This window comes from Sphingobacterium zeae (genome assembly GCF_030818895.1).
GTDB classification, from domain to species: Bacteria; Bacteroidota; Bacteroidia; order Sphingobacteriales; family Sphingobacteriaceae; genus Sphingobacterium; species Sphingobacterium zeae.
Map to the genome: position 1 here is coordinate 4,722,886 of NZ_JAUTBA010000001.1, position 21,287 is coordinate 4,744,172.

Sequence of the window (21,287 nt, forward strand, 5' to 3'; positions counted from 1 at the left end):
AAAGTTTTCCACATTTGTGAAATTGTGGAAAACTTCAGTTATTGTGGAAAACTTACTTTTTATCTAAGAAAGTTGCATCATCGATTTCGTTACCATCTTTGATAAAACGTTTAAACCATGATAGTAGTCCCTGCTCTTTCTGTTGTTGTTCTGAAACCTCTTTTGTTGTCATCGTAGCGGCCTGCACTTTTTTCGATGGGGTGTGCATTTCTCTACGGCTATCTTCCTCTTCCTCGTGTGACTGAATTCCTTTAATCAACAAACCAATACTTGTTGCATACAATGGACTTTTCAATTCTTCAAATAACGGCTTTGGTAAAACCTCATTCTTAGAAAGATATTCATTTGGAAATCCGATACGACAATCTATTCCGGTAATATATTCAACAAGTTGTACCAGATGTTTCAATTGAGCGCCACCGCCAGTAATCACAATACCACCGATCAGTTTGTTTTCATATCCAGAAGATTTGATTTCATAATACACATGCTCAATAATTTCTTCCATTCTAGCTTGAATAATGTAAGCTAAGTTTTTAACGGAAATCTCTTTTGGCTCTCGACCTTTTAATCCCGGCACACAAATCACCTCATTTTCTTTGTTTTCATCAGCTAGCGCTGATCCAAAGCGAGTTTTCAACAATTCAGCTTGAGAACGCAAAACAGAACAGCCTTGACGGATATCTTCTGTGACGATATTCCCGCCTAAAGGGATTACAGCAGTATGACGAATAATTCCTTCATGGAAGATGGCAACATCTGTGGTTCCACCACCAATATCTACTAATACAACACCAGCATTTTTTTCGTCTTCATCCAATACAGCTTCAGAAGACGCTAGAGGCTCGAGAATCAATTCTGCAACTTCCAGATTGGAATTATCAATACATTTTTTGATGTTTTTAATATCAGTTACTCGACCCGATATAATATGAAAATTCGCTTCAATACGACGACCAGCCATCCCAATTGGTTCGCGAATACCGGGTTCGTTATCTACCGTAAACTCTTGAGGTAAAACATGTATAATTTCTTCTCCTGGAGGCAGTACCAGTTTATACATGTCCGAAATTAAACGTTCAATATCGCGTCGAACAATTTCGTCATCACCATCAGTTTTGGTAAATATTCCACGGTGTTGAATACTTTTGATGTGTTGGCCAGCAATTCCCACATTCACTACTTTAATATCCACGTTAGACTGTGCTTCGGCTATCTCGACAGCCTCTAAAATACTTCCCACAGTTTTTTGGATATTAGCCACAACTCCACGGCTTACACCCGCGGAATCAGCTTTCCCCACACCTAATAATTCAATTTTGTTTCCTGAGCTACGTCTCCCAACCGTAACACAAATTTTGGTAGTACCAATATCGAGTCCCACGATAATTGGGTTTTCTCTTTCAATTTCTGCTGCCTTTGAGTTCATAATTTCCTGTATTGTTGCTGTATTACTATAATGTATTATTTGCTATTTTTTTTGTTTGATCATCCGAAAAACTCCAGTTCCCACGCTTTTCACAGATAATCTGACCACTATATTTAACGTTGACAACACCATAAGCGTTTATACCCACCTTTGGCATGATCTGCGTATAAAAGGTCTTTAATAATTCAAATTTTTGTACTAAAGAATCTGCCGATCCAACAATCAGCTGTTGCGTTCCTATGCGTGGTACAAGTTCAATATCCTTATCTCCATTAACATATATCTGCACCACTTGATTAGTCCATAACTCATCGTTTTTTATAAATTCAACAACCTTCACCAAATCCTTAACCAATGGTGTCGAGATGGTATCCAGTGCTTCATTATACCCTTCAGCGATGTTGCCGGTAGCAACCATGATGTGTGGGATATATTTCAACGTCGTCGGTATCTTTAAGCCATTAGGATCGACATAAAACTCCTTTCCATTTTTATTGATGACGCGCATGACAGCCTCGCGCTGACTAATATTAATGCTAATCGTACCATCCATATCAGCATGTATACTGGCATTGGAAACATAAGGTAATTTACGTAAGGTTTTTTCAACCTTCTGAAAAGGAATTCCATTCACTTTCTTTCCAACGAAACTACCGTAGTTCTGTTCGATCAATTTGGAAATATCTGCTTGATCTATAAAAGCCTCGGTTCCCTCAATAACAATTTTTATATCTTTGCACAGCTGTTGTTCATCACGTTTACCCACAATATTCATAATCACCACGACGACTATTACACCGATAAAAAAAAGCGTAAAGTACAGTACACGATTCCATTGTATGTCACGTAATCTTCTAAGCATGCGCTAATATCGTCTGTAAAGGTTTAACCAATTTGTCAATATCACCCGCCCCCACTGTAACAATCAGCTCGGGCTTTTCATTGCGTGCAAATTCCAAGACCTCTTCCGGAGTGACGATGCGCTTTTTCTCAGCCGTAATTTTATTCAACAACCAATTGGAGTTGATGCCTTCAATCGGAAGCTCCCGTGCTGGATAGATTTCCATTAACAACAGATTGTCTGCCATGGATAACACCTCTGCAAAACCGTCGACAAAATCGCGCGTACGCGTGAATAAATGCGGTTGAAACACCACATTTAAAGTTTTAGTCGGATACAATTTTCGCATAGAAGTCAAAAATGCACGCAGCTCTTCTGGATGATGTGCATAGTCATCAATATACACCGCTCCAGGTCGACGGACAATATATTCAAACCTTCTTTTCACGCCTTTAAATGTCGTCAATGCTTTCTTGATAGCTTCGTCTGCAACCCCAAGTAAGCGTGCGACTGCAATCGCAGCTACTGCATTTTCCACATTGTGAATACCAGGGATACCCAGATGAATATCATCTATCCGTCCATTGGTATCTTGGTAGTCAAAAAAGAACTCTCCGTCGCGTACATGCACATTGGAAGCATATGCATCAGCGACTTCATGGCCCGAATAACTGATTTGCCCCTCAAACTCAAGGCCTTTTTTTATAATACGTGTTCCCCCTTCAACTACTTTATCCAAGAACAATTGGAATGATTCGAGCAAATGGCTGCGATCACCATAAATGTCCAAATGATCAGCATCCGAAGAAGTCACTATTGCGATATTGGGGTGAAGCGTCAAAAATGAACGATCAAATTCGTCTGCCTCCACCACAACTGTATTATTATTACCATAAAGCACATTTGTACCGTAATTGGAACTGATTCCGCCCAAAAAGGCTGAGCAGTCGTAGCCCGAATCTTTCAATACATGTGCCACCATTGTAGAAGTTGTCGTCTTACCATGTGTACCGGCAACAGCGACTGTAAATCTACTCGCACTAATGATTCCCAAAACTTGAGATCTTTTATAGAGGATATGTCCTAGAGATTCAAAAAAAGCTTTAATCTTTGAATCTTTGGGAATAGCTGGTGTAAAAATCACCAGTGTTTCCGCAGTAGGTATGTGAAAAATAGCATCAATCGTATTGATATCATCCTGATAGGAGATCGCGATTCCTTCCTTGACTAAAGTTTTAGTCAGCTCAGTTTCTGTACGGTCATATCCATTCACCTCACAGCCCAAATGCTTAAAATAGCGCGCAAGACCACTCATACCTATCCCACCTATTCCGATCAAGTAAACTTGTTTTATTGCATCTAGATTCATACTTCGTCTATTTTTTATTAACCAATTTATACACCTCCTCGGCAATCTCCACGTCAGCATTCAACTTACCGAGCTTTTTAATATTTTCACTTAATTGTGCAATATGAGCTGCATCTTTTAATAAATTTAAAGCAGCAGGCACTAAATCTTTTTTTGCATCACTATCCTTAACCAATAACGCAGCATCTTTATTAACCAATGCCATCGCATTTTTCGTCTGATGATCTTCGGCCACATTGGGCGAAGGCACGAGAATTACAGGCTTACCGACTACACAAAGCTCGGAAATTGTACCAGCTCCAGCGCGGCTAATAATTAAATCTGCCGCAGCATAAGCATAATCCATACGCTGTAGAAAGGCCAACATCTTGATATTAACAGGAAGTTTACCTGCCAGCTCCGCTTGTAGTTTTTCAACGTAGAAACTACCGCATTGCCAAATTACTTGGACATCCTCTCCCTTTAACTCATTCAGGTAAGCAAGTACACTTTCATTTAATGTTTTAGCTCCAAGGCTCCCCCCGATGACCAAAATTGTTTTTTTGTGCTGATCTAAGCCAAAGAACGTTAAAGCTTCTTCTCGTTTCCCTGCTATCGCAATGGACTCGCGTCTTATTGGGTTCCCAGTGAGTAAAACTTTCTCAGCAGGAAAAAACTGCTCCATCCCCTCATAGGCGACACATATCTTTGCTGCCTTTGCCCCAACTTTTTTATTGGTCACGCCTGCATAAGAATTTTGTTCCTGGACAACAGTTGGCACACCCAATTTATTCGCCATCATTAACAATGGTCCGGAGGCAAAACCACCTACACCTACAGCCACATCCGGTCTAAAATCCTTAATTACACTTTTTGCCATATTCAAGCTTTTCATAAGCTTAAATGGCAAAAAGATATTTTTCCACAGCTGTTTTCTATTGATCCCCTGGATATCAAGTCCAATAATTTGATAACCGGCAGCTGGCACTTTATCCATTTCCATCCGGCCATTGGCCCCTACGAATAGAATTTCATTTGCAGGATCCATCGCCTTCAGTGCATTTGCAATTGAAATCGCCGGAAAGATATGTCCTCCGGTTCCACCACCACTAATAATTACACGAATTGCCATGCTCAATTTTTTATTATGCTGGAATTGATCCTATAACCACTTTTTTCGGTTTAGGTTTTTCATCCAACTCTTCTTTACCTTTTAATTCTTCAATATTTCTGCTCACACTCAGTATAATTCCCAAGGCGACACTCGTAAATAAAATCGAGGTTCCTCCCATACTCACTAGTGGAAGCGGAACCCCCGTTACTGGTCCCAATCCGACGGCAACAGCCATATTTGCTAAAGCCTGGATAGTCAAACTAAATCCTAAACCAGCAGCTAGAAAGGTACCGAAAGCTTTAGGACTCATCGTTACAATACGGATACATCGATACATAAAGGCCAAATACAGGAATAGCAAGATGACCCCTCCTACCGTCCCATACTCCTCAATGATGATCGCATAAATAAAATCGGAATAAGGATGTGGCAACACGTTGCGCTGCACACTATTTCCAGGCCCTTTTCCAAAAAGCCCCCCTGTTGCTATCGCAATTTTTGCATTATTCGCCTGATAATTTTTATCATCCTGAAAGGATACCGTTTTATCAACCTTCTCGGTATGAAAAAAAGACTTTACCCGGCTGATATAGGTTGCCCTTCGGGGACCAAAGAAGATAACCATCATTAAAAGTACTCCCCCACCACAACACACAATGGCAATTTGTTTAAAACTAATCCGACCGATCAACAGCAATAAAACACTCACCCCAAACAGCATTAATGCTGTAGATAAGTTGGCCAAGGCAATCAGAATAAATACACCGCAAACCGATCCCATAATAGGTAAGAACGATTTTTTCACATCTTTGATCTCTTCCTGTTTCCGGGATAACATCCGCGCAAGAAAAACAATGAGTGACAACTTTGCCAAATCCGATGTCTGAAAGGTTAAACCAATACCCGGAATGGTCAACCAACGACTGGCCTCATTAACTTTACTACCAAACAATAAGGTAAACAGCAATAAGGGGATTGTAATGCCCATCATAATTTTGGATATACCTGCGTAATACCGATAATCCAACTTATGGGAAAGATACATGAGGAATAAATCCAACGGCAATAATAGAAAAGTGCTTTAGCAAATACATTTCTGTACCCTTTCCTTCTTTATACGCCAACGTACCCACCGAACTGTATACAGCCAAAAGTGACCATCCCGATAAGATAATTACAATGATCCATATCCATCGATCACCCTTCAACTTAGACATTATATTCTGTAGCATATCCTTCCTCCTCTTATTGGGTTACACCATTTATAATTCCATCACGGCAGCCTTAAATTTATCGCCACGATCTTCATAGTTCTTGAACCAATCAAAACTGGCACATGCAGGGGACAACAATACGGTATCACCTTTTTGCGCCAAATGCGAAGCCAACACCACTGCATCTTGCATAGAGGTGCTATTGACAATAATCTCCACATCTTGATCAAATGCCGTATGAATTGCAGCCGTATCTTTACCCAAGCAAACAATAGCGCGCACTTTGTTTTTCACCAAATCAGCAAGCATACTGTAATCATTTCCTTTATCCACACCGCCCAACAACAATACGATTGGTGTAGAGAAACTTTCTAAAGCATACCATACCGAATTAACATTCGTTGCCTTTGAATCGTTAATGTAATTTACACCGCCGATACAGGCTACATGTTCCAGGCGATGTGGAATATTCACATACGATCCCATGCTTTCCTTCATCACTTGATTTCTCAATTCCTGCACTTTCGCAATTAACCCAGAAGCCATGCTATTATAAATATTATGCTTCCCCTGCAATGACAATTCCTCAGCTCTCATAGTGAATGTATCGTTATTTGGTGTATTAATAATTATTGTCTTATTGGCATTCAAATAAGCGCCCAATTCAACAAGTTGTTCTTGCGTAAAAGGCAAATAAGTCCCTTTACTATGATGTCTTTCTAACCCTTTGACAGTCTCGGGATCATCCAGGCAATAAATAAAAAAATCCTTCTCGGTTTGATTTTGTATCATCCTAAATTTTGAATCCACATAATTTTCCATTTTATGGTCATAGCGATCCAAATGATCAGGAGTAATATTCAATATAACAGCAACATCTGCTCTAAAGTGGTACATATCGTCCAGCATAAAGCTTGATATTTCCAGTACATAACAATCAAACTGTTGTTTAGCGACCTGAAGCGCAAAGCTCTTTCCAATATTACCTGCCAATCCAACATTTAAGCCGCCATGCTTAAGCATCTCATAGGTCAACATGGTAGTCGTTGATTTCCCATTCGATCCTGTAATACAGATTAATTTTGCATCGGTATATTGTGCTGCAAACTCGATTTCGGCAATTACAGGGATATTCTTTGCTTTCAATGCGACCACCAATGGCACCGTCTCCGGAATACCGGGGCTCTTCACAACCAAAGCGGCATTCAAAATCCGTGCTTCATCGTGATTACTTTCTTCAAATGCTATCCCCTCAGCTTTCAACTGTTCCTTATAATGATCCGCTATAAGCCCTTTATCTGACACAAATACATCAAATCCTTTTTCTTTTCCGAGAATCGCCGTTCCAACGCCACTTTCGCCTGCGCCTAAAATGACCAAACTTCCAGATTGAGGATAATATGTTGTTGCAATGTTTGACATCGTTATCTAATTTTCAATGTTACAATAGTAAGAATGGCCAATATGATTCCTACAATAACAAAACGTGTTACAATTTTCGCTTCATGATACCCCTTCTTTTGAAAATGGTGATGTAATGGCGACATCAGGAAGATTCTTCTACCCTCGCCATATTTCTTCTTCGTGTATTTGAAATACGACACTTGAAGAATAACCGAAAGGTTTTCCAACAGAAATACACCACACAAGATCGGAATCAACAATTCTTTCCGGATCAGGATAGCGAAAGCAGCAATGATACCTCCTATAGCCAGACTTCCCGTATCACCCATAAAAACTTGAGCAGGAAATGTATTATACCATAAGAAACCTACACAAGCCCCTACAAATGCTCCGGCGAATATCACGAGTTCTCCCGAATTAGGGATATACATAATGTTAAGGTAATCCGAAAAGATCACGTTACCAGACACGTACGCTAAAATGGCCAAAGTAACACCAATGATAGCGGAGGTACTCGTGGCCAGACCATCAATGCCGTCCGTTATATTTGCACCGTTTGATACTGCCGTTACGATGAAGATTACCACAACTAAAAAAACAAAAAAAGTTAAATAGTCACTCTGCAATCCAAACATCTTGAACACTTTCGCATAATCAAACTCGTTGTTTTTATAAAAAGGTATATTTGTCTTTGAAGATTTGACGTTTTCTGCATAGGTCTTCTCTCCAGTGCCTTCGTTGATAACCACTTCAACGGGCTTCGTAGAGGTTGGTTTATCCACCCCTTTTCGAACAACAATATCGGGGTGAAAGTACATGGTACAAGCAATTATGGCGCCCAAACCAACTTGCCCAACAACTTTAAACTTACCAGCTAAGCCCTCTTTATTATGTTTAAAAACCTTAATATAATCATCCAAAAAGCCAATTGCGCCCATCCAAAGTGTTGTCACAATCATGATAATCACATAGATATTGGTCAATTTCGCAAATAACAAGGTTGGGATTAGTATACCTGCAATGATGATGATCCCGCCCATTGTTGGCGTACCAGCTTTCTTTTTTTCTCCTTCAAGCCCCAAATCACGAATTGTCTCTCCAACTTGCTTATTATGCAAGAATTGAATCAATTTTCCCCCAAAAACCGTGGTAATAATTAGTGAAGCGATTACAGCCATAGATGTCCGGAAAGAGATGTACTGAAACAACCCCCCTCCTGGTATATGAATGTATTCGCTAAGCCACGTAAAAAGATGGTACAACATATTTCTATTTTTCGTTAAATGTATTCTCTAAAACTTCTTTATCATCGAAATGATGTTTCACACCATTTACATCCTGATATTTCTCATGTCCTTTTCCTGCCACCAGAATAATATCCCCGGGATTAGCCAGCTGATAAGCGACCCTTATCGCTTCCTTACGATCCGCTATAGAAAGCGTCTTCGCCTTTTGGTCTGCTGCCACACCAGCCTCGATATCTCTAATTATCTGATAAGGATCTTCCGTACGCGGATTATCAGATGTAATTAAAAAACGATCACTATAACGCAGCGCCGCCTGCGCCATTTCAGGCCTTTTGGTCTTATCCCGATCTCCTCCACATCCTAAGACTGTAATGATTTTTTGTTCTGGCCGTCTCAGGGCGCTGATCGTTTTGAGTACATTTTCCACAGCATCAGGCGTATGTGCATAGTCTACAATTCCAAAAATGCCCGTAGCCGATTGCATTGTTTCAAACCGTCCTTCTGCTCCTTTCAATGTGCTGAGTGCAGTCAACACTTTCACAGTCTCCTGTTCAAGTAAGATGGCAGCAGTATATACCGCCAAAAGGTTATATGCATTGAAATCGCCGATCAATTTTACCCACACTTCTTGCCCGTCAACACTCATCAGCATACCATCAAAATGGCTTTCAATCACCTTTGCTTTAAAATCTGCCCCTGAACGTAAGCCATAGCTTTTCCGATGTGCCACCGTATTTTGAAGCATGACCTGGCCATTTCTATCGTCAGCATTCGTCAACGCGAAAGCATTTGCATCTAAGTCATCAAAGAACTTCTTTTTTGCTTTAATATAATGATCAAACGTTCCATGAAAATCCAGGTGATCATGCGTAATATTCGTGAATATAGCACCCGAAAACACTAATCCTGCGATACGTTCCTGAACTACGGCGTGCGAGCTAACTTCCATAAAGGCATAATCACAGCCATCTTCAACCATATCATGCAGCAATTTATTCAGTTGAATAGGATCTGGGGTCGTATGCGTAGCTGGTATAATTTTCGTACCAATCTGGTTTTGCACAGTAGATAAAAGTCCCACGTGGTAGCCCAATTCAGTAAACAACTGAAACAGCAAAGTAGCTACGGTCGTTTTACCATTTGTGCCGGTAACACCGACCAACTTCAGCTGTTCCGAAGGATTTCCGTAAAAATTAGCTGCAGCCACACCCAAAGCGTAAGCCGAATCGGCTACTAAGATGTAGGCAACAGAGTCTAATGTCTCTTTTGGCAACTCCTCTACAATAACGGCTCTTGCTCCTGAAGTAATTGCCTTATCTACAAATAAGTGACCATCTGTCTGAACACCCCGCACTGCGATAAACAAACTTCCCAACTCCACTTTCCTGGAATCAAAGCACAAAGAGTGCACATCAACCTCCTCAAGGTTTCCTACAACCTGTTGTACAGGGATAGCATGCAATACTTTTTTTAAATCCATCATTACTTAAGTTCTAAATTTATCGCCGTCCCAAAAGGCAGTTTCTGTCCAGCAACGAGTGACTGCATCCCCACTCTCCCTTTTCCAGTCACGTGCGCTTTAAAGCCTGCATTTTCTACCACATATAAGGCATCCATCAATCCCATTCCAACAACATTCGGAACAATTCCTTCTCTATATTTCAAATCTACAAACGGCACTCCCCGCGTCGACGTATCCACTTCTCCCCGTGCAATTGTATCCCAATTCACCGTATTAATCCCCAATCTATCGTACACTTTTTTACTCGCTTCTCTCGACCCTTGTAAAGTCAACGGCATTCTTCCCCCTACATTGACCGCTTTAAACGTCTTTTTTCCTTTCATCTCCATATCGTTCGCGTATACCATATCGGCAAGCTCTTTAAAGACAGGCCCCGCAACTGATCCGCCATAATATCCATTTCTCGGGTTACGGATCACCACTATGATGGAATATTTCGGATCCTCGGCTGGAAAATATCCTGCAAAGGAAGATTGGTAGCGTCGCGCACCATATCCTCTCGAGCCATCTGCCATCTGGGCTGTACCAGTTTTTCCACCAGAACTATACAGCGGACTGGCAACACTTTTACCTGTCCCTTCAATCATCACCCCTTCCATCATTCCCCGCACCTCTGCTAAAGCGTGGTCTGAAGCTATCTTTTCATTAAGGACCTTAGCCTTAAACGTTTGAATCGTATTCCCCAAATGCCTAATTTCCTTCACAAAGAGTGGCGCTATCAATTTACCATTATTCGCAACAGCATTGTAAAAAGTCAACGTTTGCAACGGTGTAATCTTCATCTCATAGCCGTAAGCCATCTGTACCAAAGACAATCCACTCCAGCTCTTGCTCTTCGACGATTTTACCAGAGGCACCCCTTCTCCCGGAATCTGCAAACCTAATGTTTTCCCGAAACCGAAAGAATGCAGCTTCGAGGTAAATTGATCTGGATTATCTTTATATGCCTGGTAAACAAATTTTGTAACCCCCACATTCGACGATTCCTCAAAAGCCCTTTTCGCTGAAATTATAGACTTCTTGGGCGCATGTGAATCCCGAATGGTATGTTTGTAAATCGGCCAATTACCATTACCAATATTTACAGTTGTACTCGAGTCTATTTTCTTATCATCAATCAAAGCTAAATAAGAAGCTAACTTAAATGTCGACCCCGGATCCGCACTTTGCGCAATGGCAAGATTGAACTTTTCACGATAGACTCCATCCTTATCACGCATAAAGTTAGCCACCGCACGTACCTCGCCTGTTTTCACCTCCATCATCACAACACAGCCCTCATCCGCATTACTCGTAATCATCTGCTTCTCTAGCGCCCTTTGCGCCATATCCTGCATATTTACATCAATGGTCGAGATAATATCAGACCCATCCACTGGAGCAACCTCGATATCTTTGTTAACCGGAATCCATACTCCTCCTGCGATGCGCTGCATCAATCTTTTCCCACTTTTTCCGTCGATATATTCTCCATATGCACCTTCCAGTCCAACATGAATATTTTCTTTCACATTTTTATAACCGATAGTTCTTGCAGCAAGATTGACAAAAGGCAAAATACGTTTGTTTTGGCGATCTGTAATCAAACAACTTGGAAAACGCTCTTTATTGACGCGAGCAGATTTAAGCAGGGGAAATTGCTTTATTCGTTTCAAATCCTGATGCGACACATTACGTTTGAGCAACAAATAGCGCTGCTTTTTATTCCGCGCTTGTTTTAATAATGTCAAATACTGCCGAGACGATTTATCTTTAAAAAAATCAGCAAGCTTAATCGCTAATGAGTCGACTTTTAAGTTAAAATACTCTTCATCCTCTTCCGGAATAGCCATGGCGTCGAAACGAAGCTCATACTCAGGCACAGAAGTAGCCAGCAAACTCCCGTCATTTGAATAAATATTCCCACGAGCAGCTTCCACCTCCCGTTCCTGAATAGAAAGGCTATCCGCTAAAGCTTTCCAATGCTGTCCATCGACATACTGCAATTTTGCCATTTTTCCAAACACCAAAAACGCAAGCAATACGATAAGCCCAAAAGCAAAGTAGACACGAACAAGAATCGTATTTCTGATACTCATAACTCTTCCTATTTATCTTCTTTATTCTCTATAACTTCGATCTTGATCGGTGGTTCCACTCGCTCTTTCAAACCCAAAGAATCGACACGCTTAGCAATTTCTGTTTGCGTAGACATTTTCATCAGTTCAGCAGAGAGAGACTTATGATCCCACCCCAATTCTTTCACCTCTTTACTCACTTTATCGATACTCCGAATAGTTCGCTCGGCAAAATGACGATTGGAAATATACAACAGCATCAGAAAGGCTATAAATGCTCCAAATGGCAGATAATGCAATATTCTGTTTAACGAAAGGTCTCCAACGGTAAAAAGCGTTTTGATAAACGCTTCTGTTTGTTCGGCCTTTTCTTCGACAGTTTCTTGCAGTTCCTCTTGAACTTCTTCACTCAACTCTTTCTGTCTTATCGTATTTCTGCTCATCCTCTCGCTCCATTTTTAAGACACACCCAACTTTTCAGCAATGCGCAGTTTCGCACTGCGCGATCTATTATTTAAAGCCAGTTCCTCTGCAGAAGCCGTAATCGCTTTACGGCTAACCACAAGAAATGGCTTAATTTCATTTCCAAAAAAATCTTTCTCAACCGCTCCTTTGAACTTACCTTTGGCCATAAAATTTTTAACCAAACGATCTTCCAACGAATGATAGGACATAACAACCAATCGCCCCCCCACATTGAGCACGTCCACCGTCTGCAACAAAAATTCCTGTAAAGCATCTAACTCACGATTCACCTCGATACGAAGCGCCTGAAACACCTGCGCATGGTACTTATGTTCTTTACCCTTTGGAACCATACGTTGAATCACCTCTTTCAATTCAGCAACAGTCTGGATCGGCTGTGACAAACGCGCAGTAACAATTGTTTTCGCAAGCGATTTAGCGTTCATGATTTCACCATACATACCAAAAATACGATGCAGATCCTCCTCCGAATAGGTTGCCAACAGCGACTTCGCATCCAAATCACCAACTTGATCCATACGCATATCCAAGTCTGCATCAAATCGAATAGAAAATCCTCGATCTGCAGCATCGAATTGATGCGAAGAAACTCCTAAATCTGCCAAAACCCCATCCACTGCACGCACACCTTGCAAACGAAGACTATTCTTTAAAAACCTAAAGTTCTGATGTATCAATGTAAAGCGAGGATCGTCGATTGCATTCTTCAATGCATCCGGATCCTGATCAAAAGCAAACAGCTTCCCTTCTGGCCCCAATCTCTTTAAAATCTCTCGAGAATGACCACCACCACCAAAAGTCACATCCACATAGACACCATTCGGCTTAATCGCCAAAGCATCCATGCATTCTTGTAACATAACCGGAACATGATAGACATTTTCCATACGCTTATAGTCCAAAATTAATATCTCCCATTACCTCTGCCGCCAAAGATGATATATCCTCTACTCCGCCATCGCCCATCAATTCCTCATACCCTTCTTTTGACCAAACCTCAATCTTATTAAACTGACAAGCCAAAACCAATTCAGTACTTATACCCGCAAATTCCAACAGACTTTTGGGTAACAAAACACGACCCGCAGCATCCAATGCCAATTCCGTAGCGCCACGCGTAAAAGCACGAACAAACGCCCGTACTTTAGGATCGAATTGATTCAATTTCGCCAGTTTGGCCGTCATCAAATCCCACTCTTCTCTTGGATAAAACACCAGATGCTTCTCAAAACCGCGATTCACCACAAGACCATCCCGCTCTACATGAGGCATTTGCCTCTTGAGCGCAGCTGGCAACACCATTCTTCCCTTGGCGTCTAACTTGCATTCAAATTCACCGATCAACTGAGTCATGTCGTCAATTATCCTATTCTAATTTAAATGTAAAAGTATACACTTTCTCCCACTTTCCCCCACTTTATAACATAAAAAAGTTTTCCACATCGATAAATAGCTACAACAAATAAAATCTCCCTTTAAAAAAAACGTTTAAAAAACCTTATTTACAGGCAGTTAAACCCCAATTCACATATAAAATACCGTTAATTAGAACACTTTATTTTCCATACGTTTCGCTAAAAAATTAGAAATGGATTGTAAAACTTCCAGGCTTATTAACTTAATTTCAACTACTTTTTTAGTAAAAAGGGGATAAAGTGGGAGCCATAAAAAAAACCAAAGAGTATTGTGGAAGAAAGTGGGAGAAGGCTATTCAAATAACCAAAGTAGAATTCGTTATTGTCGACTAAAACCAATAATTTTGCGTCAAATATAATTTTCATAACGATATGCACAGAACACACACTTGTGGCGAATTAACACTAGCTGACTTAGGGAAGACGGTTACCCTAAGTGGATGGGTTCAAAAATCCCGCGATTTAGGCGGTATGACTTTCATCGATGTTAGAGACCGATATGGTATCACACAATTAACGTTCAATGCAGATGATGATGCTTCCTTGCGCGCAAGCGCCCGTGAGCTCGGAAGAGAATATGTCATCAAGGTAACCGGAGAAGTTATCGAACGCTCGAATAAAAATGCTAAAATCTCGACTGGAGATATTGAAATCAAGGTTTCAATTCTTGAAATATTAAATGCCGCTAAATTACCCCCTTTTACAATAGAAGATGAAACAGATGGTGGTGATGACATCAGAATGAAGTTCAGATACCTGGATTTGCGTCGTAACCCCGTACGTGAAAACCTTATTTTACGTCATAAGACCTCTCAAGAGGTACGCCGTTATCTTGACTCCCAAAACTTTCTGGAAGTAGAAACCCCCTATCTGATCAAATCAACTCCAGAGGGAGCACGCGACTTTGTCGTACCTTCCCGTATGAATCCTGGAGAATTTTATGCGTTACCACAATCCCCACAAACCTTCAAACAATTATTGATGGTTTCAGGTTTTGATCGCTATTTCCAAATTGTAAAATGTTTCCGTGATGAAGATTTGCGTGCAGACCGTCAACCAGAGTTCACGCAAATAGACTGTGAAATGTCTTTTGTAGAACAGGAAGATGTTTTAAATATCTTCGAAGGGCTTGCAAAACATATTTTCAAAACAATCAAAGGTATTGATCTAGGTAACGTTCCACGCATGACATACGCAGACGCGATGCGTCTCTACGGATCCGACAAACCGGATATCCGATTCGGAATGCAATTTGTCGAACTTAACGACCTGACCAAAGGAAAGGGTTTCCCAGTATTCGATGCAGCGGAATTAGTCGTAGGTATAAATGCTGAAAACTGTGCCCATTACACCAGAAAACAATTAGATGCACTGACAGAATTCATCAAACGTCCACAAATAGGCGCAACCGGATTGGTTTATGCGCGTGTGAATGAAGATGGTTCAGTCAAGTCCTCTGTGGATAAATTCTTCACCCCAGAACAACTTAGTGCAATCGCGACAGCGTTCCACGCGAAAACTGGCGATTTATTGCTAATTATGGCAGGAGGAAAAGACAAAGTTCGCAAACAACTCAATGAATTACGCCTTGAAGTTGCGTCACAATTGGGTTTCCGTAATAAAGAAACCTTTGCTCCTTTATGGGTCGTTGATTTCCCGCTATTGGAATGGGACGAAGAAAACGGTCGTTACCACGCCATGCACCACCCGTTCACCTCGCCAAAACCGGAAGATATACCGCTTTTAGATACCAACCCCGGAGAAGTAAGGGCAAATGCTTATGACTTTGTATTAAATGGCGTAGAAGTAGGTGGTGGATCAATCCGTATCCACGACAGAGAACTTCAATCGCTCATGTTCAAGCATTTAGGATTCAGCCCTGAAGAAGCAAAAAAACAATTTGGATTTCTGATGGAGGCCTTCACCTTCGGTGCTCCTCCACATGGCGGATTGGCTTTTGGTTTTGACCGACTGGTATCCTTATTGGCAGGCTTAGATTCTATCCGCGACGTCATCGCCTTCCCAAAAAATAACTCGGGAAGGGATGTTATGATTGACGCCCCGTCAACCATTCATCAAGAGCAGCTGGATGAGCTAAGCTTAAATATTGCGAGAAAAGCATAAATTATGTAACTCGATTTTCGAGAAACAATTTATTAACAGTATATTTAAAAGTTGGTAATTTTTACCAACTTTTTTTGTGAAAAATTAGCAGATTAGATGGCAGAGAGTACCGCTAATGCATTTATTGAGGAAAGTGCGCGAAAAGCATTTGACACCAAACACCGCGATATTATCAATTACAATATCGACAAATACAGCATGGCTTTCGAAAAAGGCAAGAGCAAATTTGCAAATCTTGAAAATAGCAAGATAAAAGCTAATTTGATTAAGTGGAAGGTTATGGAAAATCTCGACCGCTACCTATTACAGTTTGAAGCCAATTTCACTGCCCGAGGTGGAAAAGTCATCTGGGCAAACGACGCTACAGAAGCACTGGAAGAGATATATGCAATTATTCAGCGTAAAAAGGCAAAGTCTGTAGTCAAGTCTAAATCGATGGCAACAGAAGAGATTGAGCTTAATCATTTTTTGGCTTCCAAAAATATTGATGCAATAGAAACCGATCTAGGGGAATATATCATTCAGCTGCTCGATCAAAAACCCTATCATTTTGTTACCCCAGCCATGCACTTGAGCCTGGAAGATATTGCTAAGCTTTTTCACGAAAAATTTGACACCCCATTAGATGCTTCCGCAGAACAACTGACAATGAAAGCGCGTGAATTACTTCGTGATCGCTACTTATCAGCAGAAGTCGGAATTACTGGGGCAAATTTTCTGATTGCTGAAACCGGTAGCCTAGCGATTACCGAAAATGAAGGAAATGCACGATTGACGTCGACGTTTCCAAAAACACATATCGCTGTAGTTGGAATAGAGAAAATAATACCCAACTTACAGGACTTAGACCTATTTTGGCCGCTTTTATCAACACACGGTACTGGTCAGAATTTAACGGTTTACAATACACTACTTACAGGGCCTAAACAAGCTTACGAATCCGACGGTCCCGAAGAGATGTATGTTATTCTGCTGGACAATGGCCGAAGCAAACTGCTTGCTCAAAAAGAACAGCGTCAGGGCTTGTATTGCATCCGTTGCGGCGCCTGTCTAAATGTATGCCCGATCTATCAGAACATTGGTGGCCACACTTATGAAACAACTTATCAAGGCCCAATAGGATCCCTCATATCGCCGCATTTAAATGGAATGAAGGAATTTAAACACCTGAGCTACGCCTCTACACTTTGTGGAAAATGTACTGAGGTCTGTCCGGTCGGTATTGACATACAACGCATGCTTCTTGTGAACAGAAAAGATTCAGTTGATCAAGGTCTAGCTTCAAAAACGGAGCAAAAAGCTTGGCAGTGGTTCACTTATGGAATTATGCGAAGAAAATTCGTCGATTTTTTCGGTGGAAAATTCAAAATTTTTTTCATCCGAAAGCTCTTTCAAAAAACATGGGGAGATCAACGGGAGTTACCAAAATTGGCTGACAAATCGTTCTCCAAACAGTGGAAAGAACAACAAAAAAATAAAGAATAAAAAAAAAGAAAGAGGGAACCAACGGTTCCCTCCTCTACTAACACTCACCAATAATTAATATGAAAACTATCGTTGTTTACTGTTTATGATGATTTTACGTCGGCGTGATTTGATTTATTCACTTCTCCCTTTTTAAAGTCCTTTCTTTTGAGCTGTCTGTCTTTTTTCCAATGCTCTTTGTGCATTTTTCGATTTTCAACGTAAGAATCCTTTAACGTTTTTTGCTGCTCTGGGGTTAACATTTCCATCATTTTTTCATGCTCTGCAACACGCTGCTTTTTCATTTTTGCACGATGTTCCTTCCGTTCAACGGCTATTTTTTGATGTTCCTGTGCTTGCTTCAAATTAAATGCATAGATATCTTTACGCTGTTTATCCGTAAATTTTAGCTTTTGATCCATCCGATCAGTTTTCATCTTAGCTACTTCCTCAGGAGTTTTATTTTTAAAACCATCTTGCATCCTTCCGCTTTTATGTTTACGCATGGAAGTTTGCATTTCTTTCAATTCTGGTTTAACATCTTTTTTTTCTTGAGCGAAACCGGCTAACATCAATCCAGATAAAGCCAAACTTAACATCAATTTTTTCATTTCTTTATTTTTTAAAACCAACAATCACTTTTTTAATAAGTACTCTTTTTCAACTTATTTATTAGTAAGAGCCGTATCGGCTATCAAAAGTTTAATTGATGATCTGTTAAATAAAGTTAAGAACCATTTATTGTGAGACGGCACTTAAACGGATCGGTAACGTATAGGCCACACGCACTTTAAGTCCATTTTGTACCCCTGGTTTCCATTTTTTCGCTTTCTTCAATAAGTTTATAGCAGCATCTCCTGTACCAAATTTCATATCACGTTTAACAGCAATATCTGTCAATGACCCATCTTTCTCAACGACAAAAGATACCTCTATAACCCCCGAAACTCCTTGGTCTAAGGCCTGTTGTGGAAAGTTATAATTCTCGGCGATCCACTTCATAAAGGCAGGCAGTCCCCCCAAAGGTGTTGGCATAATTTCTACCGATGTAAATGTACTGTTAGCATCAGCATCGGTTCCACTGCCGGATACCGAACCAATCCCGGAGCCAGTAATATCACCATCTCTTTTCGAAGAACCAAATTCACCGCGCGCAATATATGTACCCGATGGACTTGCCTTCAATGTAATCCTTGAAGTCATCGTATTTGGATTTTTCAGCTCATCCTGACTCACAAGTTCTTCCGTAACTTGATTTGCTTTGGCCACTTTTATATCAGGCATTCTAACCAGATCAAATTTGGATACATCTTGGGCAACCTGCTGCGGGGCTTTCTCCTGCATCATGACAGGTTCTTCGGGGACCTCCTCTTTCTCCTCTACCTTCTTTTGAATTTCTTCCAGCATGTCGGGCCCAACATCTTGTACTTTATAAATGACGGGCGGAACAGGTTGCTTTAAATATGTATTATATGCATAGGATCCTGCAATCAGCAAAACTGCAAAAGATACAACAATTCCCAAACCGACATTTGTTGCTTTGTCAGAGAGATTTCTCAACTCGTAAGCGCCGTACATTTTGTTGCGACCAGCAAAAATAACATCCAGCCATTCTTTGCGGTAAATATTCAATTTAGAGTTCATCATAATATTAAAGTTTAAATCTTTTCATTATGATGCACGAAAGCCTTATATTTCACAAAAAAATATAGATGCTTATGAAGTCATTTTTTTCAGCTATTTTTCTACTTACATTATATGCTTGTGGCAACAATCAACAAGAATCAAAGACTGCAATTAAGCATGAAAATACGGAAGAAGCAATTTCACCCTATTTTGGTTTTTTAAACCAGCAAAGAGACTCACTTATCGCTCTTCCGATGGATCAGGCAATGGAAAGTCCCGAAAAATATAATTATGTTATCGTAGAAGACCAAGTAAGCCCCCTTGAGTTTGTGCAGAATAAAACAGATAATAAGGGGAGCAACGGTAGACAGACCGCACAGAACTTTGCAAATAGTGAAGGTTCATTATTTAAAATTAGCACTGCAATTAAATCCGGCGAATTCGGTATGCTTGTCAACAAGGCTTTTATAGATCAATATAAAATCGAGAAGTTTACACAAGTTCAAAGAGAAACTTCCCAAAAAATTAGGGAGCAACTTGAAAAAAAATACAACAGAAAGATTAACAAAAGTACAACTGTTGCCACCCTTAGCGACGGGTCCGAGTTTAACCTTACCGTGTTTGAAAATCAACAAGACTCTGCTTTAGCTGTATTTTCCTACGCAAAGGATGAACAGCTGATCAATTTGGATTTCCCAGCTTTATACGATGATATCAGCACTTGGCGTGTTGATGACGGAGGTCAGTTTGATAACGAGGCTTTTCAAATACTAACAGTATTGCGCTCTAAGCAAGGAATTGGTTTTATCAGTATCTTTTGGGGAGCTGAAGGTTATGAACTGAATTTCTACCAACCGAAGACAAACGTATTTACCTCGGCAGCACAAGCCTATGGATATAGTTCGCCATTATAAAATTGTAACTATGCTAAGTTTCCCATGAACAATGAAATTGCCGTGGGAAACTTGAAGCACCTACTTGATTATAGATGCATCCTAGCCATAGGAGCCACATCCTGACCTACAAAATCCTTCTTTAGAAATTTATGATAGCCTGCAATCGCAATCATCGCTGCATTATCCGTACAATAGTCAAATTTTGGTATGAAGACCCTCCAATTGTATTTTTCACCCATTTCAATCAAGCTCTGTCGGAGACCAGAATTAGCCGAAACGCCCCCTGCGATAGCGATATCTTTCACGCCAGTTTCCTTTGCCGCTTTCTTTAATTTATTCAGCAGAATAGATACAATACGCGATTGTACACTGGCACACAAGTCGGCCATATTGTCTGTCAGAAAATCTGGATTCAGCTTCAGTTGGTCTTGAACCAAATAGAGTATTGCTGTTTTCAATCCTGAAAAACTGAAATTTAAACCGGGGATCTGTGGTTCAGGAAGCCTATAAGCGTTCGGATTTCCATCTTTAGCATATTTATCTATAAGCGGTCCACCCGGATAAGGAAGATTTAAGATTTTAGCTGTCTTATCAAAAGCCTCCCCCGCTGCGTCATCCAACGTCTCCCCTAAAAGTTCCATTTCAAAATAATCTTTCACCAATACAATTTGTGTATGACCACCTGAAACTGTAAGACATAAAAAAGGAAAGTTTGGCTTCGGATCTTCAATAAAATGAGCTAAAATATGCGCCTGCATGTGGTTTATATCAATTAAAGGAATATTTTGCGCAAGTGCAAATGACTTGGCAAAAGACGTTCCTACCAAAAGTGCACCTAATAATCCCGGCCCCCGTGTAAAACTCACTGCATCTATCTGATTTTTGCTTACTTTTGCTTGGCGAATGGCTTCGTGCACTGTTGGAATAATATTTTGTTGATGAGCGCGAGAAGCCAACTCGGGAACTACTCCACCATATTTCGCGTGGATGGCCTGAGTGGCGATAACATTTGAGCGAATTTCACCGTTTATACAGATAGAAGCGGAGGTTTCATCACAAGAGGATTCGATCCCTAAAATAATAGCCATAGCTGGAGGTAA

General features: G+C 40.5%; 17 protein-coding genes and 1 pseudogene. 3 read left to right on the forward strand and 15 right to left on the reverse strand.

Annotated features, from left to right (window positions below):
- Window positions 1-52 precede the first annotated feature (52 nt).
- The 12 genes and pseudogenes from ftsA to mraZ form a co-directional block, all read right to left on the reverse strand.
- Window positions 53-1,429: a cell division protein FtsA gene (gene ftsA, locus QE382_RS19800; RefSeq protein ID WP_307187440.1), complete on the reverse strand. Its 1,377-nt coding sequence runs from the start codon at window positions 1,427-1,429 to the stop codon at window positions 53-55.
- A gap of 25 nt (window positions 1,430-1,454) precedes the next feature.
- On the reverse strand, window positions 1,455-2,291 hold the full coding sequence (locus QE382_RS19805; RefSeq protein ID WP_307187441.1) for a cell division protein FtsQ/DivIB: 837 nt from the start codon (window positions 2,289-2,291) through the stop codon (window positions 1,455-1,457).
- Window positions 2,284-3,639 carry a UDP-N-acetylmuramate--L-alanine ligase gene (gene murC / locus QE382_RS19810; RefSeq protein ID WP_307187442.1) on the reverse strand — a complete coding sequence of 452 codons (1,356 nt, stop codon included), beginning with the start codon at window positions 3,637-3,639 and terminating at the stop codon, window positions 2,284-2,286. Before murC ends, QE382_RS19805 begins: the two co-directional genes overlap by 8 nt.
- 7 nt (window positions 3,640-3,646) lie before the next feature.
- Window positions 3,647-4,750: an undecaprenyldiphospho-muramoylpentapeptide beta-N-acetylglucosaminyltransferase gene (gene murG / locus QE382_RS19815; RefSeq protein WP_307187443.1), complete on the reverse strand. Its 1,104-nt coding sequence runs from the start codon at window positions 4,748-4,750 to the stop codon at window positions 3,647-3,649.
- Between the two features lie 13 nt (window positions 4,751-4,763).
- Window positions 4,764-5,964 (reverse strand): annotated as a pseudogene (locus tag QE382_RS19820) (FtsW/RodA/SpoVE family cell cycle protein).
- Window positions 5,965-5,994: 30 nt separating this feature from the next.
- On the reverse strand, window positions 5,995-7,368 hold the full coding sequence (murD, locus tag QE382_RS19825) for a UDP-N-acetylmuramoyl-L-alanine--D-glutamate ligase (RefSeq protein WP_307187444.1): 1,374 nt from the start codon (window positions 7,366-7,368) through the stop codon (window positions 5,995-5,997).
- A gap of 2 nt (window positions 7,369-7,370) precedes the next feature.
- Window positions 7,371-8,615, reverse strand: a complete 1,245-nt coding sequence (mraY, locus tag QE382_RS19830; protein WP_307187445.1) for a phospho-N-acetylmuramoyl-pentapeptide-transferase — start codon at window positions 8,613-8,615, stop codon at window positions 7,371-7,373.
- 4 nt (window positions 8,616-8,619) lie between these two features.
- Window positions 8,620-10,080 (reverse strand): UDP-N-acetylmuramoyl-L-alanyl-D-glutamate--2,6-diaminopimelate ligase, encoded by a 1,461-nt coding sequence (locus QE382_RS19835; protein ID WP_307187446.1) that lies wholly within the window; start codon window positions 10,078-10,080, stop codon window positions 8,620-8,622.
- Window positions 10,080-12,197 (reverse strand): PASTA domain-containing penicillin-binding protein, encoded by a 2,118-nt coding sequence (locus QE382_RS19840; protein ID WP_307187447.1) that lies wholly within the window; start codon window positions 12,195-12,197, stop codon window positions 10,080-10,082. The genes QE382_RS19835 and QE382_RS19840 overlap by 1 nt, the downstream gene beginning before the upstream one ends.
- An 8-nt stretch (window positions 12,198-12,205) precedes the next feature.
- Window positions 12,206-12,619: an FtsL-like putative cell division protein gene (locus QE382_RS19845; protein WP_209576664.1), complete on the reverse strand. Its 414-nt coding sequence runs from the start codon at window positions 12,617-12,619 to the stop codon at window positions 12,206-12,208.
- Window positions 12,620-12,634: 15 nt separating this feature from the next.
- Window positions 12,635-13,549, reverse strand: a complete 915-nt coding sequence (gene rsmH, locus QE382_RS19850; RefSeq protein WP_307187448.1) for a 16S rRNA (cytosine(1402)-N(4))-methyltransferase RsmH — start codon at window positions 13,547-13,549, stop codon at window positions 12,635-12,637.
- 4 nt (window positions 13,550-13,553) lie between these two features.
- Entirely contained in the window at window positions 13,554-14,015 is a 462-nt protein-coding gene (gene mraZ / locus QE382_RS19855; RefSeq protein WP_205399503.1) for a division/cell wall cluster transcriptional repressor MraZ, read from the reverse strand.
- Window positions 14,016-14,449: 434 nt separating this feature from the next.
- On the opposite strand from mraZ, the gene aspS reads away from it, so the two are divergent.
- Both aspS and QE382_RS19865 read left to right on the forward strand, forming a co-directional pair.
- Complete coding sequence (gene aspS / locus QE382_RS19860; protein ID WP_307187449.1) at window positions 14,450-16,201, forward strand: aspartate--tRNA ligase; 1,752 nt, start codon at window positions 14,450-14,452, stop codon at window positions 16,199-16,201.
- Window positions 16,202-16,297: 96 nt separating this feature from the next.
- A complete protein-coding gene (locus tag QE382_RS19865; RefSeq protein WP_307187450.1) occupies window positions 16,298-17,686 on the forward strand; it encodes a LutB/LldF family L-lactate oxidation iron-sulfur protein in 1,389 nt (462 codons plus the stop codon).
- An 83-nt stretch (window positions 17,687-17,769) separates the two neighbouring features.
- On the opposite strand, the gene QE382_RS19870 is transcribed toward QE382_RS19865, so the two are convergent.
- Window positions 17,770-18,276, reverse strand: a complete 507-nt coding sequence (locus QE382_RS19870; RefSeq protein WP_307187451.1) for a hypothetical protein — start codon at window positions 18,274-18,276, stop codon at window positions 17,770-17,772.
- 127 nt (window positions 18,277-18,403) lie between these two features.
- Window positions 18,404-19,312: an energy transducer TonB gene (locus QE382_RS19875; RefSeq protein ID WP_307187452.1), complete on the reverse strand. Its 909-nt coding sequence runs from the start codon at window positions 19,310-19,312 to the stop codon at window positions 18,404-18,406.
- Between the two features lie 71 nt (window positions 19,313-19,383).
- On the opposite strand from QE382_RS19875, the gene QE382_RS19880 reads away from it, so the two are divergent.
- Window positions 19,384-20,205 carry a hypothetical protein gene (locus QE382_RS19880; RefSeq protein ID WP_307187453.1) on the forward strand — a complete coding sequence of 274 codons (822 nt, stop codon included), beginning with the start codon at window positions 19,384-19,386 and terminating at the stop codon, window positions 20,203-20,205.
- Window positions 20,206-20,273: 68 nt separating this feature from the next.
- On the opposite strand, the gene tsaD is transcribed toward QE382_RS19880, so the two are convergent.
- The gene (tsaD, locus tag QE382_RS19885; RefSeq protein ID WP_307187454.1) at window positions 20,274-21,275 is read right to left on the reverse strand and encodes a tRNA (adenosine(37)-N6)-threonylcarbamoyltransferase complex transferase subunit TsaD; all 1,002 of its coding nucleotides are present in this window, start codon (window positions 21,273-21,275) and stop codon (window positions 20,274-20,276) included.
- Window positions 21,276-21,287 lie beyond the last annotated feature (12 nt).

Coding starts and splice junctions, on each gene's coding strand:
- ftsA (WP_307187440.1), bottom strand. CDS start 1,429: ATGAACTCAAAGGCAGCAGAAATTGAAAGAGAAAACCCAATTATCGTG.
- QE382_RS19805 (WP_307187441.1), bottom strand. CDS start 2,291: ATGCTTAGAAGATTACGTGACATACAATGGAATCGTGTACTGTACTTT.
- murC (WP_307187442.1), bottom strand. CDS start 3,639: ATGAATCTAGATGCAATAAAACAAGTTTACTTGATCGGAATAGGTGGG.
- murG (WP_307187443.1), bottom strand. CDS start 4,750: ATGGCAATTCGTGTAATTATTAGTGGTGGTGGAACCGGAGGACATATC.
- murD (WP_307187444.1), bottom strand. CDS start 7,368: ATGTCAAACATTGCAACAACATATTATCCTCAATCTGGAAGTTTGGTC.
- mraY (WP_307187445.1), bottom strand. CDS start 8,615: ATGTTGTACCATCTTTTTACGTGGCTTAGCGAATACATTCATATACCA.
- QE382_RS19835 (WP_307187446.1), bottom strand. CDS start 10,080: ATGATGGATTTAAAAAAAGTATTGCATGCTATCCCTGTACAACAGGTT.
- QE382_RS19840 (WP_307187447.1), bottom strand. CDS start 12,197: ATGAGTATCAGAAATACGATTCTTGTTCGTGTCTACTTTGCTTTTGGG.
- QE382_RS19845 (WP_209576664.1), bottom strand. CDS start 12,619: ATGAGCAGAAATACGATAAGACAGAAAGAGTTGAGTGAAGAAGTTCAA.
- rsmH (WP_307187448.1), bottom strand. CDS start 13,549: ATGGAAAATGTCTATCATGTTCCGGTTATGTTACAAGAATGCATGGAT.
- mraZ (WP_205399503.1), bottom strand. CDS start 14,015: ATGACTCAGTTGATCGGTGAATTTGAATGCAAGTTAGACGCCAAGGGA.
- aspS (WP_307187449.1), top strand. CDS start 14,450: ATGCACAGAACACACACTTGTGGCGAATTAACACTAGCTGACTTAGGG.
- QE382_RS19865 (WP_307187450.1), top strand. CDS start 16,298: ATGGCAGAGAGTACCGCTAATGCATTTATTGAGGAAAGTGCGCGAAAA.
- QE382_RS19870 (WP_307187451.1), bottom strand. CDS start 18,276: ATGAAAAAATTGATGTTAAGTTTGGCTTTATCTGGATTGATGTTAGCC.
- QE382_RS19875 (WP_307187452.1), bottom strand. CDS start 19,312: ATGATGAACTCTAAATTGAATATTTACCGCAAAGAATGGCTGGATGTT.
- QE382_RS19880 (WP_307187453.1), top strand. CDS start 19,384: ATGAAGTCATTTTTTTCAGCTATTTTTCTACTTACATTATATGCTTGT.
- tsaD (WP_307187454.1), bottom strand. CDS start 21,275: ATGGCTATTATTTTAGGGATCGAATCCTCTTGTGATGAAACCTCCGCT.